Raw genomic sequence first — 17507 nt, forward strand, 5'->3', positions numbered from 1 at the left:
ATGGCCCCGATATGGGTCAGGCGTCGGCGAACCGCCAGCCTTTGCGCCGTGGAACGCGCACGGCGAGCATCGGCATCAGCCACGGGCCGCGGAAACGGTTCAGGTCCAGCGCCTCGTAGACGCCGGTCGTGCGGTGCCCGTCGATCACGGTTTCCACGGCGCAGCGGTTGTAGAACGGCGCGTCCAGCATGGTCTTCACCTGCCGCGGCGCGTGGCCCGCATCGCAGCGCGTCTCGCGGCGCACCAGCCAGTTCGAGCGGCGGAAGCGTTGCAGGGGCGGCGCCTCGATCGCCTCGCAACCGCCGTCGCGGTCGAAGCGCAGCGCCACGCCCAGGGTCGAGCCGTCGCGGCGCACCGCGTCATAGAACGCGACCGCGCCCTCGGGCGTCGGGAACCGGCCCCAGGTCCAATAGTCGAAATCCGCCTCGAGCGCGCGGGTGCCGAAATTGGCGTCGAGATAGCCGTGCCCGTCCCAGGTCCAGCCGGGCCGATCGATCTCGACCGAGATATCGGCCACGGGCGCGAAGGGTCGCCAGACATGCGCGCCATCCTCGGTCAGCGGCACCTCGACATCGGTAATCGCGCTGGGCGTGACGGTGATGCGCCCGCGCAGGCGCTGGGCATGGGGGGTCGAGACCTCGTCGAGATCGATGACCAGCCGCCCGCCTTCCCAGCGAAGCGACGACGGCCCGACGGTGAAGTTGTCCTCGGTCTGGCGTAGCGCGGCACGGCCCCGGTCGGTCATCGCCCAGCGCCCGCCCCGGCCGTAGGTGACGACGTTGATGCAGATGTTGTCCTCGGGGTCGGCGCGTCCCGACCAGCGATACCATGGCGAGAAGACCGACCCGATGAAGGCGATCACCGAGACGGCGCGTTCCCCGTCCTCCGAGAGGCCGTCGATATACCACCACGCATACCCGTCCGGCGGGACGGCGAGCGCGAAGTTCGGTCGCTCTCGATCGCCTCGGCCGCGAGCCTGCCGGACGTGGCCGCCATCGGGATGCCCGCCCCCGGATGCGCTCCGCCCCCCGCCAGGTAGAGCCCTTCGATCTTCGTCCGCGCTCGCGGCCGCTGGAACGCTGCCATCATGCCCTCGGGCGACAGCCCGTAGAGCGATCCGCGACTGGCCGGGAACATCGCCCCGAACTGCTCGGGCGTCGTCAGGGCCGTGATCTCCGGGCGCGGATCGAACCGCAGGCCCATCGAAGCCAGTCGCGTGAAGGTCGTCTCTCGGCATCGGGATTGCTCCTCGGGGTCGGGGTGGGCGCCGGTGCGGGGCGGGCCGTTCATGATGATTTCGAAGCGCTCGGGGCCGGTCGGCGGCGCGCCGCCCCGGTCCTGCGCGCAGACATAGAGGGTCGGGTCGGCGGGCATGTCGCCGCGCGCGACCTCGACGAACTCCGAGTTCGGGGTGCGGGCGAAGAAGACGTTGTGATGTTCCGGCGCGCGCCCGGTCGGCGTCGCGGCAAAGGACCAGACATAGGCCGAAAGGCTGCGCGCCGCGACGGCGGGTGCCGGGACGGACCGGCGCAGCGCGTCGCCCAGAAGGCCGTCGTGCAACGCATGGGGATCACCGTTGAAGACGACCCGGTCGGCGGCGATGTGCTCGCCTTCGGTTCGGACGCCGGTGACGCGGCCGCCCTCGGTCTCGATCCGGGCGACGGGTGTTCCCAGCCGGATATCGGCCCCTGCGGCTTCGGCGATGGTCGCCATGGCCCGCGCCAGCTGGGCCATGCCCCCCCGGACGGCCCAGACGCCGCGCGATTCGGCGTGCCAGATCAGCGAGAGCAGGGCGGGCGACGCGGTGGGATCGCCGCCGACATAGGTGGCGTAGCGCCCGAAGAGCTGGCGCAGACGGGGATCGTCGAAGCGCCGGGCCAGGTCGGCCGCCATCGTGCGTCCGGGTGCCATGGCACCGATGAGCCGGGGGTTGCGCGCCACGACACCGGCCATCCCGAGGAGCGATGGCGCCCCGGATTGCATCATCGGCCCCTCGAACGCCGCGAAGAGCCGGGCCATGTCGCGGTGGAAGGTGTCGAACGCCACGGCGGCGCGGGCCCCGGCGAAGGCGCCGATGGCGTCCCGCGATCGGTCCGCGTCGGCGAAGAGGTCGAGCGTCGCGTCCCCGTCCCAATGATGGCGCGCCAGCATCGGGAGCGGGTCGAGCGTGACATGATCGGTCAGCGCCTGGCCGCAGGCGTCGAACAGCTCCTCGAAAATCGGGCGCAGCGTCAGGACCGTCGGACCGGCATCGACCGGGCCTGCCACGCTCGGGACCGTGCGCATCTTGCCGCCGACATCGGACCGCGCTTCGAGGACCGTCACGTCGTGGCCGCGATGCGTCAGCCGCATGGCCGCCGCCAACCCGCCGATCCCGGCCCCGATGATGACGATACGCTCGGACATGACCCCACCGTCGTTGACAGCCGCCTAATGTGTCAACATCATGTGACACCAACTGTCATTTCAAAATGACATCTTGAGCGCGAGGTCTGCCATGCCCCTGACCAGCCGGATCGAAGGCGCCATCGACGCCGCCCTGACGCGCGCGACGCGCGGAACGGTGCCGCGCAAGCTCGCCGCGGCGCTCGATCACGCAGTCAAGCCAGGCGGTGCGCGCATCCGTCCGACAATCTCGCTTTCGGTGGCGCTGGCGTGCGGCGACGACCGCCCGGCCCTCTCGGATACGGCGGCGGCGGCGATCGAGCTGATCCATTGCGCCTCGCTCGTGCATGACGACATGCCCTGTTTCGACGATGCCGCCATCCGCCGCGGCAAGCCGTCGGTGCACCGGGCCTTCGGCGAGGATATCGCGCTCCTGACCGGGGACAGCCTGATCGTGCTGGGGTTCGACATCTTGGGGCTCGCCGCGCAGGACCATCCGACGCGCGCGGGGCAGCTGGTGCTGGAACTGGCGCGCTTTACCGGCATGCCGCACGGCATCTGTGCCGGGCAAGGCTGGGAGGCCGAGGAGGTGATCGACCTCCAGACCTATCACCGGGCCAAGACCGGCGCGCTGTTCACGGCGGCCACCCGCATGGGTGCCGTCGCCGCAGGGCGCGATCCCGAGGAATGGAACGAGTTGGGCGCGCGCATCGGCGAGGCGTTCCAGGTGGCCGACGACCTGCTCGACGTGATGCAGCCCAGCGACGTGACCGGAAAGCCCGTGGGTCAGGATGCCCTGCATGGCCGCCCGAGTGCTGTGGGAGAGCTGGGGATCGACGGCGCAATCCGGCGGCTGGAGGATATCCTCTCGGGTGCCATCGCCTCGATTCCCGCCTGCCCGGGCGAGGCCATGCTGGCCGAGATGGTGCGCCGCACAGCCAAGCGCCTGACCCCTGCGCATCACGCCGCCCATGGCACCGCGGCCGAGTGAGGTGACCCTCGCCGAGCCGCGCCTGCCCGCATCCGCACCGCGCGCGGGCTGGGCCATGCGCCTCGTCGCATCGCGCGGGTTCCAATCCATCGTCGCCGCCATTCCCGGCCTGCGCCGCATCGCGCGTGCCGATGGCGAGGCGCTGTTCGATCTCGTCGCGGGCTTCGTCCATTCCCAGATCCTGAGCGCCGTGGTCGAGCTTCGACTGCTGCACCTGCTGATGGACGGTCCGGCCGAGGCACGCGACCTCGCGGCCCACGCCAGGCTCGACACGGACCGGATGACCCAGCTCTGCGACGGGGCGGTCGCGCTGGGTCTGATGCGGCGGCGGCGCGACGGGCGATATGCCATCGCGCGGCGGGGAGCGGCCCTGCTGGGCGTGCCGGGGCTTGAGGGGATGATCCGGCATCATGCCGTGCTCTACCGCGATCTGGCCGATCCGCTCGCGCTGCTCCGGGGGGGCGAGACCGAGCTGTCGGCCTTCTGGCCCTACGTCTTCGGGGCGGGCGCGGCCTCGAACCCCGAGACGGCGCGCCGCTATTCGGACCTGATGGCCGAGAGCCAGGCGCTGGTCGCCGAGGAGACGCTGCGCCGCGTCGACCTCTCGCGCGCAGGCATCGTCCTCGATATCGGCGGCGGCACGGGGGCCTTCCTGACGGCACTGGGACAGGCGCATTCCGCGCCGGAGCTGCATCTTTTCGACCTGCCCGCCGTGGTGCCCGACGCGCGCGCCCGGTTCGAGGCCGCGGGGCTCGGGTCGCGGACCCGGATCACCGCCGGGAGCTTTCGCGACGATCCCTTGCCCGGCGGCGCGGACACGATCACGCTGATCCGCGTGCTCTACGACCATGACGATGCGACGGTCGCCGCCCTTTTGCGGGCCGCGCACGACGCGCTGCCGTCCGGCGGGCGGCTCGTGGTGAGCGAGCCGATGACGGGCGGCGCGGCCCCGAACCGGTCGGGCGACGCCTATTTCGCGTTCTATTGCATGGCGATGCGAACGGGTCGCGCGCGGTCGCCGGAGCGTATCGCCACGATGCTCCGAGAGGCGGGCTTTGCGGAGGTGGACGACCATGGCACGAGCCGCCCCTTCGTGACGCATGTCCTCTCCGGCAAGCGAGTCTGACAGACCATCTGTCTAACTTAGTTGACACAGATCAACGTCACGGTAGAGTTACACCGTGTCGTGGACGCGTTGTCCGCAGACCGTGACGGGGGGCCGCGTGCAGACAGACGCCATCACCATTTCCGGGCCGCGCGACATCGCGCTTCGGACATTGGGGCTCAAGGCCCCGGGTGCAGGCGACGTGGTCGTGCAAACGCTTCATTCCGCAATTTCCACCGGCACCGAGAAGCTGCTCTGGTCGGGCGAGATGCCGCCCTTCCCCGGCATGGGCTATCCTCTGGTGCCGGGCTACGAGGCGGTGGGCGAAGTCTGCGAGTCGGGCGATTCGCGATTCGCCGTGGGCGACCGCGTCTTCGTGCCGGGCGCCGATTGCTACGACGAGGCGCGGGGCCTTTTCGGAGCCGCCGCGAGCCATGTGTCGACCGCCGCCGACCGGCTGGTCCGCATCGATGCGGGCCACGGGGCGCAGGGCGCGCTGCTCGCGCTGGCCGCGACCGCGCGCCATGCCATCGCGGGTCTTCGCACGGAACTTCCCGACCTGATCGTCGGCCACGGCACCTTCGGGCGCCTTCTGGCGCGCCTGACGATCGCCGCTGGCGGACAGCCCACCGTGTGGGAGATCGATCCGGCGCGCCGCGACGGCGCGACCGGCTATGACGTGGTCGACCCGGCGACGGACGACCGCCGCGACTATGGCGTGATCTACGATGCGTCCGGAAATGCCGCGTTGCTGGACGAGCTGATCGGGCGCACCGCGCGCGGCGGCGAGATCGTGCTGGCGGGCTTCTACGCCCAGCCGCTGAGCTTCGCCTACCCGCCCGCTTTCATGCGCGAGATCCGGCTGCGCGTCAGCGCCGAGTGGAATTGCGACGACCTGACGGCGACGCGTGACCTGGTCGAGGCGGGGATCCTTTCGCTCGACGGGCTGATCACGCACGAGGCCCGGGCCGCCGATGCGGCCGACGCCTACGCGACCGCATTCAGCGATCCGGCCTGCCTGAAGATGATCCTGAACTGGGGAACGGTCCAATGAACGACATTCCGAACCTCAAGGACTTCTCGTCCCGCCTGCGCGACGAGGCCGCCGAGGAGCCGACGCTGGAAGTGCCCCAGGGCGAGCCGACGTCGAAGACGCAGATCATCGCGATCTACGGCAAGGGCGGCATCGGCAAGTCGTTCACGCTGGCCAATCTCAGCCACATGATGGCCGAGCAGGGCAAGCGCGTGCTACTGATCGGGTGCGATCCGAAATCCGACACGACCTCGCTGCTCTTCGGCGGCAAGGCCTGCCCGACGATCATCGAGACCTCGACCCGCAAGAAGCTTGCCGGCGAGGAGGTTGCGATCGGCGATGTCTGCTTCAAGCGGGGCGGCGTCTTCGCGATGGAGCTGGGCGGCCCCGAGGTCGGACGCGGCTGCGGCGGACGCGGCATCATCCACGGCTTCGAGCTACTCGAGAAGCTGGGCTTCCACGATTGGGATTTCGACTACGTCCTGCTCGACTTCCTGGGCGATGTGGTCTGCGGCGGCTTCGGCCTGCCGATCGCGCGGGACATGGCGCAGAAGGTCATCCTCGTCGCCTCCAACGACCTGCAGTCGCTCTATGTGGCCAACAACGTCTGCTCGGCGGTGGAGTATTTCCGCAAGCTGGGCGGCAATGTCGGCGTCGCGGGCCTCGTCATCAACAAGGATGACGGATCCGGCGAGGCGCAGGCCTTTGCCGAGGTCGCGGGCATTCCCGTGCTGGCCTCGATCCCGCAGGATGACGACCTGCGCAAGAAATCCGCCAACTACCAGATCGTCGGCACCGATGCGTCGCAATGGGGCAGCCTCTTTGCCGCGCTTGGCGATGCGGTCGCCGTGGCACCCCCGGTGCGTCCCACCCCGGTGGACCAAGACGGTCTTCTGGCGCTGTTCGACGGGTCCGAGACGGGGGCCGGCATCACGCTTGAGCCAGCCACGGACGCCGACATGCGCGGCAAGTTCTACGAAGTGAAGCCGTCGCTGGAGGTCGTTTACGACGATGCCTGACGACCTCCGACATATGGAGGCCGCACCCGAATTGGGCGGCTGTTCCTCTTCGGAGACGATGGAGGCGGCTGCGCGCAAGGCGGGTCAGGGCGATCTGCTCGACCGGTTCAAGGCCGACTACCCGGTGGGGCCGCACGACAAGCCACAGAGCATGTGCCCGGCCTTCGGGTCGCTGCGCGTCGGGCTGCGGATGAAGCGCGTCGCGACGATCCTCTCGGGCTCGGCCTGCTGCGTCTACGGCCTCAGCTTCGTGAGCCATTTCTACGGCGCGCGCCGGTCGGTCGGCTACGTGCCCTTCGACAGCGAGACGCTCGTCACCGGCAAGCTCTTCGAGGATATCCGCGACGCGGTCCATGACATTGCCGACCCGTCCAAGCTCGATGCCATCGTGGTCACCAACCTTTGCGTGCCGACGGCCAGCGGCGTTCCGCTGCGCCTTCTGCCCGACGAGATCGACGGCGTTCGCATCATCGGCATCGACGTGCCGGGCTTCGGCATCCCCACCCACGCGGAGGCGAAGGATGTCCTCGCCGCCGCCATGCTTTCCTACGCTCGCAAGGAGGTGGCTGCCGGTCCGGTGCCAGCCCCCGCCGCGGGCGTGGAAGATCGTCCGACAGTCACGCTGTTGGGCGAAATGTTTCCCGCTGACCCCTTGGGGATAGCGGGAATGCTCGCGCCACTCGGTCTGGCGGCAGGTCCGGTCGTTCCCTGCCGTGAGTGGCGCGAGTTCTATTCTGCGTTGGATTGCGGCGCTGTCGCCGCGATCCACCCGTTCTACACCGCTTCCGTGCGGGAGTTTCAGGCGGCCGGACGCCCGATCCTCTCCTCGGCACCCGTGGGTGTCGACGGAACGGCCGCATGGCTCGCTTCAGTCGGCGAGACGTTCGGGATATCGGGGGCGAAGGTCTCCGAGGCGCAGAACCAGTTTCTCCCCGCGATCGAGGGCGCGCTCGCCGCGTCCCGGATCGACGGGACGGTCACGGTGTCGGGCTACGAGGGCTCGGAGCTGCTCGTCGCCCGCCTCCTGATCGAGAGCGGGGCGGATGTGCCCTATGTCGGCACCGCCTGCCCGAAGACGCCGTGGAGCGCGCCCGATGTCGAATGGCTCGAGGCGCGCGGCGTGACGATCAAGTTCCGCGCCTCGCTGGAAGACGACCTCTCCGTGGTCGAGGGCCTGCGCCCCGACCTCGCGATCGGGACGACGCCGGTGGTGCAGCGGGCCAAGGAGATGGGCATCCCCAGCCTCTACTTCACGAACCTGATCTCGGCGCGGCCCCTGATGGGCGTGGCCGGCGCGGGGTCGCTGCAGCAGGTGGTCAACGCGGCCATTGGCAACAAGGACCGCATGGGTCGGATGAAGGCGTTCTTCGAGGGCGTCGGCCATGGCGACACGGCCGGAGTGTGGGAGGGCGCACCGAACCTGCGCCCCGACTTCCGCGCCGCGCATCAGAAGAAGCTCGACAAGAAGGCGCGCGCCGATGCGGCCGCGCAGATGATCTGATGCTGGTCCAGGATCATGATCGGGCCGGTGGCTATTGGGGCGCGGTCTACGCGTTCTGCGCCGTGAAGGGCCTTCAGGTCGTCATCGACGGCCCCGTCGGCTGCGAGAACCTGCCCGTTACCTCCGTTCTGCATTACACCGATGCGCTGCCGCCGCATGAATTGCCGATCGTGACCACGGGACTGGGCGAGGAAGAGCTGGGCCGCGAGGGGACCGAGGGTGCCATGAAGCGGGCCTGGAAGACGCTTGACCCGGCGCTGCCCGCGGTCGTCGTCACCGGGTCCATCGCCGAGATGATCGGCGGGGGCGTGACGCCCCAGGGCACCAATATCCAGCGCTTCCTGCCGCGCACCATCGACGAGGACCAGTGGCAGGCCGCCGACCGCGCCATGACCTGGATCTTCACCGAGTTCGGGATGACCAAGGGCCGGATGCCGAAGGAGAAGGCGCGCGAGCCGCAGGACAAGCCCCGCGTCAACATCCTCGGGCCGATGTACGGCACGTTCAACATGCCCTCGGACCTGGCCGAGATCCGGCGTCTGGTCGAAGGGATCGGCGCCGAGGTCAACATGGTGATGCCGCTGGGCGCGCATCTGGCCGAGATGCGGAACCTCGTGAACGCCGACGTCAACATCTGCATGTATCGCGAGTTCGGGCGCGGCCTCTGCGAAGTGCTGGGCAAGCCGTATCTCCAAGCGCCGATCGGGGTGGATTCGACCACGTCCTTCCTGCGCAAGCTGGGTGAGCTGACGGGACTGGACCCCGAGCCGTTCATCGAGACCGAGAAGCATTCGACGCTCAAGCTGGTCTGGGATCTCTGGCGCAGCGTGACGCAGGATTTCTTCGCCACGGCGAGCTTCGGGATCGTCGCGAACGAGACCTACACGCGCGGCATCCGGCTGTTCCTCGAGGAGGATCTGGGCCTGCCCTGCGCCTTCGCGACCGCACGCGTCGCGGGCAAGAAATCCGACAACGACCAGGTGCGCGCCGACATCCATACCAAGCGGCCGCTGATCCTGATGGGGTCGATCAACGAGAAGATGTATCTCGCCGAGACGGCGGGCGGCTTCGGCCCGAAGCCCGCCTTCATCCCCGCAAGCTTCCCCGGCGCCGCCATCCGGCGTCATACGGGCACGCCGTTCATGGGTTATGCCGGCGCCAGCTATCTTCTGCAGGAGATCTGCAACGGGCTGTTCGACGCGCTGTTTCACATCCTGCCGCTGGGCTCCGAGATGGATGCCGGCGACGGCACGCCCAGCCAGCTTCGCCGCGACATGCCGTGGGAGCCGGAGGCTCAGGCCCTGCTCGACCGGATCGTCGACGGCTTCCCGGTCCTCACCCGCATTTCCGCCGCCAAGAGCCTCCGCGACGAGGCCGAGGCGGCGACCCTGAAGGCGGGTGCGCCCCGTGTCGACGCGGACACGGTCGCGCGCCTCGCTCCCACCCATCCCGAAAAGGAGGAGAGCCATGTCTGACATGACCTCGAACATTCCTGTCGCCCGATCCCGCAAGGAGCCGGGGCTGGAATACTGGATGTATTTCGCGCCGGTCTTCGCGCTCTCGCTGCCACTGGCGGCGGTGCGTGCGACGGCCGCGATCGTGACTTCGGACATGACGCCGCGACCCGGCATCCTGACCGATGCCTGGACCCGCGCGGGCGATGTGACGCGGACCATCTGCTCGGTCTGACGACCGGGTGACGAAATACCCCGGCACGTCAGACACGCCGGGGGTTGGATAGGCTCCCTCTCCCGTGGCCGGGCGGAACGGAGCGAACGGTTTCATCCCCCGCCAGGGGGGTGGACGGCCGGTGTCGCAATGAGGCGGCGCCGGGGCCCGGCCGCAGGGTGTGCGGCGTCGGCTTCATAGGAGTTTTCCAATGGCTGACAGAACTGACCTGTCTTTTACGGGTCTCACCGACGAGCAGGCCCAGGAGCTGCATGCGGTGTATTTGAGCGGGCTCTGGCTTTTCACGGCCGTGGCCGTCGTCGCTCACATACTCACGTATATCGTGTTCCCGTGGTTCAGCTGGTGACGGAGGGTGGATATGAGCAAGTTCTATAAGATCTGGCTGGTCTTCGACCCCCGCAGGGTTTTCGTCGCGCAGGGAGTCTTTCTCTTCCTGCTCGCCGTGATGATCCACCTCGTCCTGCTTTCCTACGATGGGTACAACTGGTTCGAGCTCAGCTCGGACGCACGCCTCGTCGTCGTGGAATGATCCCGGGATCATGAACACGGTCGCGGGCGGCCTCCGGGTCGCCCGCACCAACCCCACAGGAAATTCCGACGGCCGGTTTCTCGAACCCCCCGTCCCTCAACCGCGGAGGCTGCCCCGATGGCATTGCTCAGCTTCGAGAGAAAATACCGTGTCCGTGGCGGGACATTGATCGGGGGCGATCTGTTCGATTTCTGGGTCGGGCCCTTCTATGTCGGCTTCTTCGGCGTCACGACCATCTTCTTCGCCGCCCTCGGCACGCTGCTGATCTTCATCAGCACGGCCTGGCAGGGCAACTTCAACCCGTGGACGATCAACATCGCACCGCCCGATCTCGCCTACGGGCTGGGCATGGCGCCGCTGGCGCAGGGCGGGTTCTGGCAGATCATCACGATCTGCGCGATCGGCGCCTTCGTCAGCTGGGCGCTGCGCGAGGTGGAGATCTGCCGCAAGCTCGGCATGGGCTACCACGTGCCCTTCGCCTTCGGAGTCGCCATCTTCGCCTTCGTGACGCTGAACGTGTTCCGCCCCGCGCTGATGGGCGCCTGGGGCCACGGCTTCCCCTACGGGATCTTCAGCCATCTCGACTGGGTGTCGAACACCGGCTACGCCTATCTGCACTTCCACTACAATCCGGCTCACATGCTCGCGGTGACGCTGTTCTTCACCACGACGCTGGCACTCGCGCTGCACGGCGCGCTGATCCTGTCGGCGGCCAACCCCGAGAAGGGCGAGGCGGCCAAGACGCCGGATGACGAGGATACGTTCTTCCGCGACTTCATCGGCTACTCGATCGGCACGCTTGGCATCCACCGCCTCGGGTTCCTGCTTGCGATCAATGCCGGCTTCTGGAGCGCGGTCTGCATCATCATCAGCGGACCCGTCTGGACCAAGGGCTGGCCCGAGTGGTGGAACTGGTGGCTGGAGCTGCCGATCTGGCCCGCCGTCCAGGGAGGACTCTGAGATGTCATGGATGCCTGAATATCAGAACATCTTCACCCAGGTTCAGGTGCAGGGCGCACCCGAGATGGGGATGGACAACGAACACGAGATGTTCCGCGAGCGCACCAAGGGCGCCAGCTTCTCGACGCTGATCGGCCTGATCGGCAACGCGCAGCTCGGCCCGATCTATCTCGGCTTCTTCGGGGTCATCAGCCTCGCGACCGGGACGCTCTGGCTCAACATCATCGGGTTCAACTTCCTCGCGCAGGTCGACTGGTCGATCCCCGAGTTCATCCGGCAGCTCTTCTGGCTGTCGCTCGATCCGCCCTCGCCCGAGCACGGCCTCCACATGCCGCCCTTGAAGGATGGCGGCTGGTACATGATCTCGAGCTTCCTGCTCCTCGTGTCGGTCATCTCCTGGTGGCTGCGGTCCTACTGGCTCGCGCAGCAGCACAAGATGGGCAAGCACGTGGCCTGGGCCTTCGGCGCGGCGATCTGGCTGTTCCTCGTCCTCGGTCTCTTCCGCCCGATCTTCATGGGCTCCTGGTCCGAGATGGTACCCTACGGGATCTTCTCGCATCTCGATTGGACGACGGCCTTCTCGATCCGCTACGGCAATCTCTACTACAACCCGTTCCACTGCCTTTCGATCGTGTTCCTCTACGGCTCGGTGCTGCTCTTCGCGATGCACGGCGCGACCATTCTCGCCGTGACCCGCTACGGCGGCGACCGCGAGCTCGAGCAGATCTACGACCGCGGCACCGCGACGGAACGCGCCTCGCTCTTCTGGCGCTGGACCATGGGCTTCAACGCCACGATGGAAGGCATCCACCGCTGGGCGTGGTGGTTCGCGGTCCTGACCCCCATCACCGGTGGCATCGGCATCCTTCTGACCGGGACGGTCGTCGACAACTGGTTCATCTGGGCGCAGGAGCATCACTTCGCCCCCACCTACCTCGAGCCCTACGGCTATGAGGTCTATGTCCCGGAGGCGAACTGATGTTTCCCAAATGGTTCGGCGACTGGAATGCCGAGAATCCCACCAATGTCTTCGGCCCCGCCATCCTGGTGGGGGCCGTGGGCGGGGCCCTCTTCGTCGCGGCCATGGTCGTCACCTACGGCCAGCCCTTCAACGACGAGTTCGACCAGACCGGCCCGCGCGGCACGGGGATGCAGATTGCGGCGATGACGCGCTCCGTCGATCCCACGATCGCGGAGTACTACTCCGAGCCGCCCTACGAGCTGGAGGCCGGCGAACAAACGGCGGGCGAGCTTTATGAGAACGTGCAGGTGCTGGGCGAGGTGTCGGATGGCAACTTCAACCGCCTGATGAACGCGATGACCCAGTGGGTGTCGCCGGACGAGGGCTGTACTTATTGCCACGTCGTGACCGAGGACGGGGACGTCAACTACGCCTCGGATGCGAATTACACGAAGGTCGTGTCGCGGCGCATGATCCAGATGACCCAGTACGTGAACGACGAGTGGTACGCCCACGTCAACGCGAATGCCGAGGTCGGGGTCAACTGCTACACCTGCCACCGTGGCCAGCCGGTCCCGTCCGAGGTCTGGTTCCGCATCGACCCGGTGACGCAGGCGACCGAAGGTTGGGCGTCCGTGCAGAACCGCGCCACCGCCATGTCGCAGAGCACGTCGCTGCCCTCGGACGCGCTCTATCGCTACCTGCTCGAGGACAACCGGATCACGGTCCACGACCTCGAGAGCCGGGTCGCCGGGGTTCCGGGCGAAGGCGACTACGCCTCGATCCAGGATACCGAGCGAACCTATGCGCTGATGAACTACTTCGCCAACTCGCTGGGTGTGAACTGCGTGTTCTGCCACAACAGCCGGGCGTTCTACGACGCGGGCCAGTTCACGCCGCAATGGGCGACGGCGTCGCTGGCCATCGAGATGGTGCGCGACATCAACGGCACGTTCCTCGAGCCGCTGGGCCCGGTCTATCCGCCGGAGCGCCTCGGGCCGGTCTATGCCGACGCGCCCAAGGCCGCCTGCAAGACCTGCCACAAGGGCTACAACAAGCCGCTGCAGGGCATGAACATGACCGCCGACTGGCCCGAGCTGACGCTCGTCGCCAACTGACCCCCCTCGGCGCGCCGCCCCAGCCGCGCCGGACCGCACAAGACGAAGACAGGCGCGCCCCCGACAGGTGGCGCGCCTGTTCCATTCCGGGCGACAGCGCTGCTCGTCGCCTGAGACGGCGCGCGTTCGGGGATGCGGAGCCGGTCCCGGCGCGACGGCGGCGACAGGTGAGCAGACATGTCCGCATCCGGAGGGCCATCGCGGCGGTCTCGCGATCAAGGCACCAAGCGATGTCAGACGATGACGCGGCAAGCCGCGACGGATCTCACACGCGCATGTCCGCCCCGAAGATCGCCTCGGCATGTTCGGCCATGTAGATCCGCAGCCACGGCGTAAAGCGTTCGGGCGCGGCCGCGATCTCGGCACGGAGATCATCGAGCACGGTCCAGCGAATGGCCTGCACCTCGTCGGGGTTGAGATCGTGGGGCAGGTCGGCGGGCGCGTCGGCGGTGAAGACCTCGACCACCTCGTGCTCGACCAGGCCGCCACCGACATCGGCGCGATACTCGATACCGGGCCGCGGGAAGAGGACGAGTCCCTCGATCCCCAGCTCCTCGCGCAGGCGGCGGGTGGCGCAGGCGGCGCCGTGCTCCATCCAGTCGGGATGGGTGCAGCAGGTGTTCGCCCACAGATTCGGCGTGTGATATTTCGAGGCCGCCCGCTGCTGGATCAGCAGGCGGTCGCCATCCATCACGAAGACCGACACCGCCTTGTGGCGCAGGCCTCGACGATGCACCTCGAGCTTTTCGACAGGCGTCAATGTGCCGTCGATCCAGGCGGGAATGAGTGTCGTCATCGCCTACTCCGCGGGATGGGTCGCCCGCGGGGCGCGGCCCATCGCGGGCACGATCCCCAGAAGATGCGCGACGTTCTTCAGGCCGATCTTCAGATGCGCGAGCGGACGCGCCTTGACCAGTTCCTTGTTCATGTAGGCCTCGAAGGTCAGGCGCTGGACGTCGATATCGTGGCAGAGCGTCACGAAGCGCTCGCGCCGCTCGTCGGAGCGGTAATAGGCGTTCTGCATCGCGCCCAGCACTTTGAAGACCGCCTTGTGGTCCTTCATGAAGAGCTTGCGCGCGAGGGCCAGGTGTTTCGTCTGACCGGTTGCCAGCACCTTCTCGCAGGCGAGTGCCGCGACCCGGCCGCCGACCATCGCGTAGAAGATCCCCTCGCCCGAACTGGGTGCCACGACCCCCGCTGCATCACCCGCAAGGACCACATCTCGGCCATTGTCCCAGCGATCGAGCGGCTTCAGCGGAATGGGCGCACCCTCGCGGCGGATCGTCTCGCAGTCGCTGAGGCCCGAGGCCGCGCGCAGATCGGCGGTCGCCGCCTTGAGGTCGACGCCGTCCTTGCCGGTGCCCATGCCCACGGAGGCCTGCGCGCCATGCGGAAAGACCCAGCCATAGAAATCGGGAGAGATCGCGCCGTCATAGATCACGTCGCAACGCTTTGGGTCGTAATTGGCCGCCTTGGGCGGGGCCGAGATGATTTCGTGATAGGCGATCACGTAGGGGATCGTGTCGCCGCCCGGCACCTCGGCGCGGCCGAGCTTCGATCGCGCACCATCGGCCCCGATGACCAGCCGGGTGCGCAGGCGCTGGTCGGTGCCGTCGGCCTTGTCGCGGAACACCACGGTCGTCGCGTCGCCGTCGCGTTCGATCCGCAGGAAGGTGCCGGTATGGCGATGCGCGCCGGCGCGAACGGCTCGGTCGCGCAGGAACACATCGAAATGCTCGCGATCGACCATGCCGACATATCCGTCCTCGATCGGAATATCGACATGGCGGCCCGTGGGTGAAACCATGCGGGCGGTGTCGATCCGGGCGACGATCTGGCTGTCGGGAACGTCGAAATCGCGGATCAGGCGGGGCGGCACCGCGCCGCCGCAGGGTTTGATGCGCCCGGCCTTGTCGATCAGGGCGACGCTGTGCCCCTTAAGGGCCAGGTCATGGGCCGCGGTCGCCCCGCATGGGCCACCTCCGACGACGACGACGTCATGGATCATGGTCATTCTCCGGGGACGAGTGTGGGGGTGGGGGCGGGCACGGTGCGGGTCGCCATCAGGGCGGCGAAGAGGAAGAGGCCCGCTTCGATCACGAAGACGGTGCCGAAGGCCTGCGCGTCGGGGAGGCCGGTCCTGAGGAGATCGGCCAGCGCCGCACCCGTCAGTCCGCCAAAGCCTGCGGCCACGGCCTGCGCCGCACCCCAGAGCCCCATGCGCGTGCCTTCGCGAGATGCGCGGCCTTCGCCCGCCAGCGCCATCATCGCACCGATGGCGGCGACCGCGAACATGCCGTTGAAGAAGCCGAGTGCTATGGTCGCGGGCACCAGCGGGGCCTGCGCGGCGATCGCCGCCAGCGCCAGTGCCGATCCGAGGCAGCCCGCGATCACCCAGTGGCGCAGGCCGCCGATCCGAAGGCCGGTGGCCATGATCCCGACCGTGACCATGCCGATGAAGACGCCGCCGTTCTGGGCCCCCGACAGGGACGTGCTCTGGCCCGGCGTGAAGCCATGGGCGAGGCCGGCATAGGGCTCGAGGATGAGCTCCTGCATGAAATAGGCGGTCATCGAGAGGAAGACGAAGAGCGTGAAGGCCCGCGCGCGCGGCTCGGCCCAGACCTCGGCCAGCCCGGCCATGAGCTTCGGCGCGGGCGTCGGCGGTACGGCGGGGACACCGCGCTCGATCCGGCCCATGGCGAGTGCCGCCAGAAGCGTGGCGACCACAGCGAGCGCGCCGGTGATCTTCAGGAGGCGGGCGGGCGTGTAAGGGTCGAGAAGCTGACCGATCAGACCGGCCGTCAGCGCGATCCCGAGAATCATCATCAACCAGGTGATCGTGGCGGCCGCGGCCCGGCGGCGTGGCGCCGTAGCCGAGGCGAGCAGCGCCAGAAGCGACGTGCCCGACGCGCCGACCCCCAGCCCGATCAACGTGTAGGCGAGGATCGAGACGGCGAGGCCGGCGGCGAAGCTTTCGGCGAGGACGATGATGCCGCAGGCGGCCAGCACCGCCCCGAGCCCCAGCGCCGCCATGCCGCCCACGATCCATCGCGTGCGATTGCCGGTCACATCCGAGCGATAGCCCCAGCCGGGCCGCGTGACCTGGATGCCGTAATGCAGCCCGACCAGCAGGCCCGGCAGCACCGCCGGCAGCGACAGTTCGACCACCATCAAGCGGTTCAGCGTCGAGGTGGTCAGAACGACGATCGATCCCAGCGCCATCTGCACGAGGCCGAAGCGGGCGATCTGGATCCAGCTCAGCATCTCACATCCCCTCGAGTGCCAGCGCGGCGACCATCATGCCCGCAACCGACAGAAGGACGCCCGTGCCGTTATACCAAGGCGCGAGGCCCTTCGGATCGGTCAGCATCCGGCGCATGGCAAGGATCTGGAGGCCGATCAGCCCGGCGATGATCGCAGCGTGGATCGGTGCGCCCCACAGGACGAGGGCCCCGACGACGGCAACCTGCGGCACGGCCATGATCCAGCAGGCGACGCGGGCTGCGCGGTCGGGGCCCAGCGTCACCGGCAGCGAGTTCACGCCGTGGACGCGGTCGCCTTCGAGCGCCTTGAAGTCGTTGAGCGTCATGATGCCATGCGCGCCGATGCCATAGGCCAGCGCCACGATCAGGATGCGCGCATCCGGCATCCCGGCGGCGAGGACGGCGGCGCCGGTGATCCAGGGCAGCGTCTCGTAGCTGAGTCCGACAAGACCCGGCCCCCACCATCCCGACCGCTTGAGGCGAATCGGCTCGGCCGAATAGCCCCAGGCGGCAGCCACGGCGAGGCAGGTCGCGCCGAAGCCCCACGGCCCCAACTGCCAGCCGATCAGCAGCGACAGGACCGACATCGCCAACGCGATCCAGAGGCCCCAGCGACCCGGCACGCGGCCGGACGGGATCGGGCGGTCGGGCTCGTTCACCGCGTCGACATGCCGGTCGCACCAGTCGTTGGCTGCCTGGCTCATGCCGCAGGTGATCGGGCCCGCAAGGAGCAGGCCGAGGACGACGAGACCGAGCGACGAAAACGGCGAGACGCCCGAGGAAACCGCGCCGCAGAGATAGGCCCACATCGGCGGAAACCACGTGATAGGCTTGATCAGCCGCAGGAGCGCGCGTGGCTCGGGCAGACGGCGTGGTCCGGGGTGTAAGGTTTCCGTGACACTCATGCCGCGATGATAGACGCCACCGGCGTATCGTCACAAGGAATTTAAGCG

At 68.2% G+C, this 17507-nt stretch carries 18 protein-coding genes; 12 read left to right on the forward strand and 6 right to left on the reverse strand.

What is annotated here, in order from left to right; genetic code table 11:
- Nucleotides 1-16 precede the first annotated feature (16 nt).
- Nucleotides 17-862, reverse strand: a complete 846-nt coding sequence (gene crtC, locus Q0833_RS17030; protein ID WP_298437862.1) for a carotenoid 1,2-hydratase — start codon at nucleotides 860-862, stop codon at nucleotides 17-19.
- Nucleotides 859-2406 (reverse strand): 1-hydroxycarotenoid 3,4-desaturase CrtD, encoded by a 1548-nt coding sequence (crtD, locus tag Q0833_RS17035; protein WP_298437865.1) that lies wholly within the window; start codon nucleotides 2404-2406, stop codon nucleotides 859-861. The genes crtC and crtD overlap by 4 nt, the downstream gene beginning before the upstream one ends.
- Before the next feature lie 91 nt (nucleotides 2407-2497).
- Between crtD and Q0833_RS17040 the strand changes: the two genes are divergently transcribed.
- The 12 genes from Q0833_RS17040 to pufC all read left to right on the forward strand — a co-directional run bounded on the left by Q0833_RS17040 (nucleotide 2498) and on the right by pufC (nucleotide 13291).
- Nucleotides 2498-3376 (forward strand): polyprenyl synthetase family protein, encoded by an 879-nt coding sequence (locus Q0833_RS17040; RefSeq protein WP_298437867.1) that lies wholly within the window; start codon nucleotides 2498-2500, stop codon nucleotides 3374-3376.
- Nucleotides 3357-4502, forward strand: coding sequence for a methyltransferase (locus Q0833_RS17045; RefSeq protein WP_298437870.1), 1146 nt, complete (start codon nucleotides 3357-3359; stop codon nucleotides 4500-4502). The genes Q0833_RS17040 and Q0833_RS17045 overlap by 20 nt, the downstream gene beginning before the upstream one ends.
- Before the next feature lie 97 nt (nucleotides 4503-4599).
- Complete coding sequence (bchC, locus tag Q0833_RS17050; protein WP_298437873.1) at nucleotides 4600-5535, forward strand: chlorophyll synthesis pathway protein BchC; 936 nt, start codon at nucleotides 4600-4602, stop codon at nucleotides 5533-5535.
- Nucleotides 5532-6533 (forward strand): chlorophyllide a reductase iron protein subunit X, encoded by a 1002-nt coding sequence (locus Q0833_RS17055; protein ID WP_298437876.1) that lies wholly within the window; start codon nucleotides 5532-5534, stop codon nucleotides 6531-6533. The genes bchC and Q0833_RS17055 overlap by 4 nt, the downstream gene beginning before the upstream one ends.
- Nucleotides 6526-8034 (forward strand): chlorophyllide a reductase subunit Y, encoded by a 1509-nt coding sequence (gene bchY, locus Q0833_RS17060; protein ID WP_298437881.1) that lies wholly within the window; start codon nucleotides 6526-6528, stop codon nucleotides 8032-8034. The genes Q0833_RS17055 and bchY overlap by 8 nt, the downstream gene beginning before the upstream one ends.
- Nucleotides 8034-9509: a chlorophyllide a reductase subunit Z gene (gene bchZ, locus Q0833_RS17065; protein ID WP_298437884.1), complete on the forward strand. Its 1476-nt coding sequence runs from the start codon at nucleotides 8034-8036 to the stop codon at nucleotides 9507-9509. Before bchY ends, bchZ begins: the two co-directional genes overlap by 1 nt.
- Complete coding sequence (pufQ, locus tag Q0833_RS17070; protein WP_298437888.1) at nucleotides 9502-9723, forward strand: cytochrome PufQ; 222 nt, start codon at nucleotides 9502-9504, stop codon at nucleotides 9721-9723. Before bchZ ends, pufQ begins: the two co-directional genes overlap by 8 nt.
- 190 nt (nucleotides 9724-9913) lie before the next feature.
- Nucleotides 9914-10069: a light-harvesting antenna LH1, beta subunit gene (gene pufB / locus Q0833_RS17075; RefSeq protein WP_298437891.1), complete on the forward strand. Its 156-nt coding sequence runs from the start codon at nucleotides 9914-9916 to the stop codon at nucleotides 10067-10069.
- Between the two features lie 12 nt (nucleotides 10070-10081).
- Nucleotides 10082-10252, forward strand: coding sequence for a light-harvesting antenna LH1, alpha subunit (gene pufA / locus Q0833_RS17080; RefSeq protein ID WP_298437894.1), 171 nt, complete (start codon nucleotides 10082-10084; stop codon nucleotides 10250-10252).
- A 117-nt stretch (nucleotides 10253-10369) separates the two neighbouring features.
- On the forward strand, nucleotides 10370-11212 hold the full coding sequence (gene pufL, locus Q0833_RS17085; protein WP_298437897.1) for a photosynthetic reaction center subunit L: 843 nt from the start codon (nucleotides 10370-10372) through the stop codon (nucleotides 11210-11212).
- A gap of 10 nt (nucleotides 11213-11222) precedes the next feature.
- The gene (gene pufM / locus Q0833_RS17090; protein WP_298437900.1) at nucleotides 11223-12191 is read left to right on the forward strand and encodes a photosynthetic reaction center subunit M; all 969 of its coding nucleotides are present in this window, start codon (nucleotides 11223-11225) and stop codon (nucleotides 12189-12191) included.
- Complete coding sequence (gene pufC, locus Q0833_RS17095; protein ID WP_298437903.1) at nucleotides 12191-13291, forward strand: photosynthetic reaction center cytochrome PufC; 1101 nt, start codon at nucleotides 12191-12193, stop codon at nucleotides 13289-13291. Before pufM ends, pufC begins: the two co-directional genes overlap by 1 nt.
- A 265-nt stretch (nucleotides 13292-13556) precedes the next feature.
- Here the strand turns inward: pufC and idi are convergent, their stop codons facing one another.
- The 4 genes from idi to chlG are packed head-to-tail and all read right to left on the reverse strand — an operon-like array spanning nucleotide 13557 to nucleotide 17459.
- Nucleotides 13557-14087: an isopentenyl-diphosphate Delta-isomerase gene (idi, locus tag Q0833_RS17100; protein WP_298437906.1), complete on the reverse strand. Its 531-nt coding sequence runs from the start codon at nucleotides 14085-14087 to the stop codon at nucleotides 13557-13559.
- A 3-nt stretch (nucleotides 14088-14090) separates the two neighbouring features.
- Entirely contained in the window at nucleotides 14091-15299 is a 1209-nt protein-coding gene (locus tag Q0833_RS17105; protein WP_298437909.1) for a geranylgeranyl diphosphate reductase, read from the reverse strand.
- Nucleotides 15300-15301: 2 nt separating this feature from the next.
- A complete protein-coding gene (locus Q0833_RS17110) occupies nucleotides 15302-16555 on the reverse strand; it encodes a BCD family MFS transporter (protein WP_298437912.1) in 1254 nt (417 codons plus the stop codon).
- A 1-nt stretch (nucleotide 16556) separates the two neighbouring features.
- On the reverse strand, nucleotides 16557-17459 hold the full coding sequence (gene chlG, locus Q0833_RS17115) for a chlorophyll synthase ChlG (protein ID WP_298437914.1): 903 nt from the start codon (nucleotides 17457-17459) through the stop codon (nucleotides 16557-16559).
- Nucleotides 17460-17507: the final 48 nt, after the last annotated feature.

The organism is uncultured Jannaschia sp., from assembly GCF_947503795.1.
In the GTDB taxonomy this organism is placed as follows: Bacteria; Pseudomonadota; Alphaproteobacteria; order Rhodobacterales; family Rhodobacteraceae; genus Jannaschia.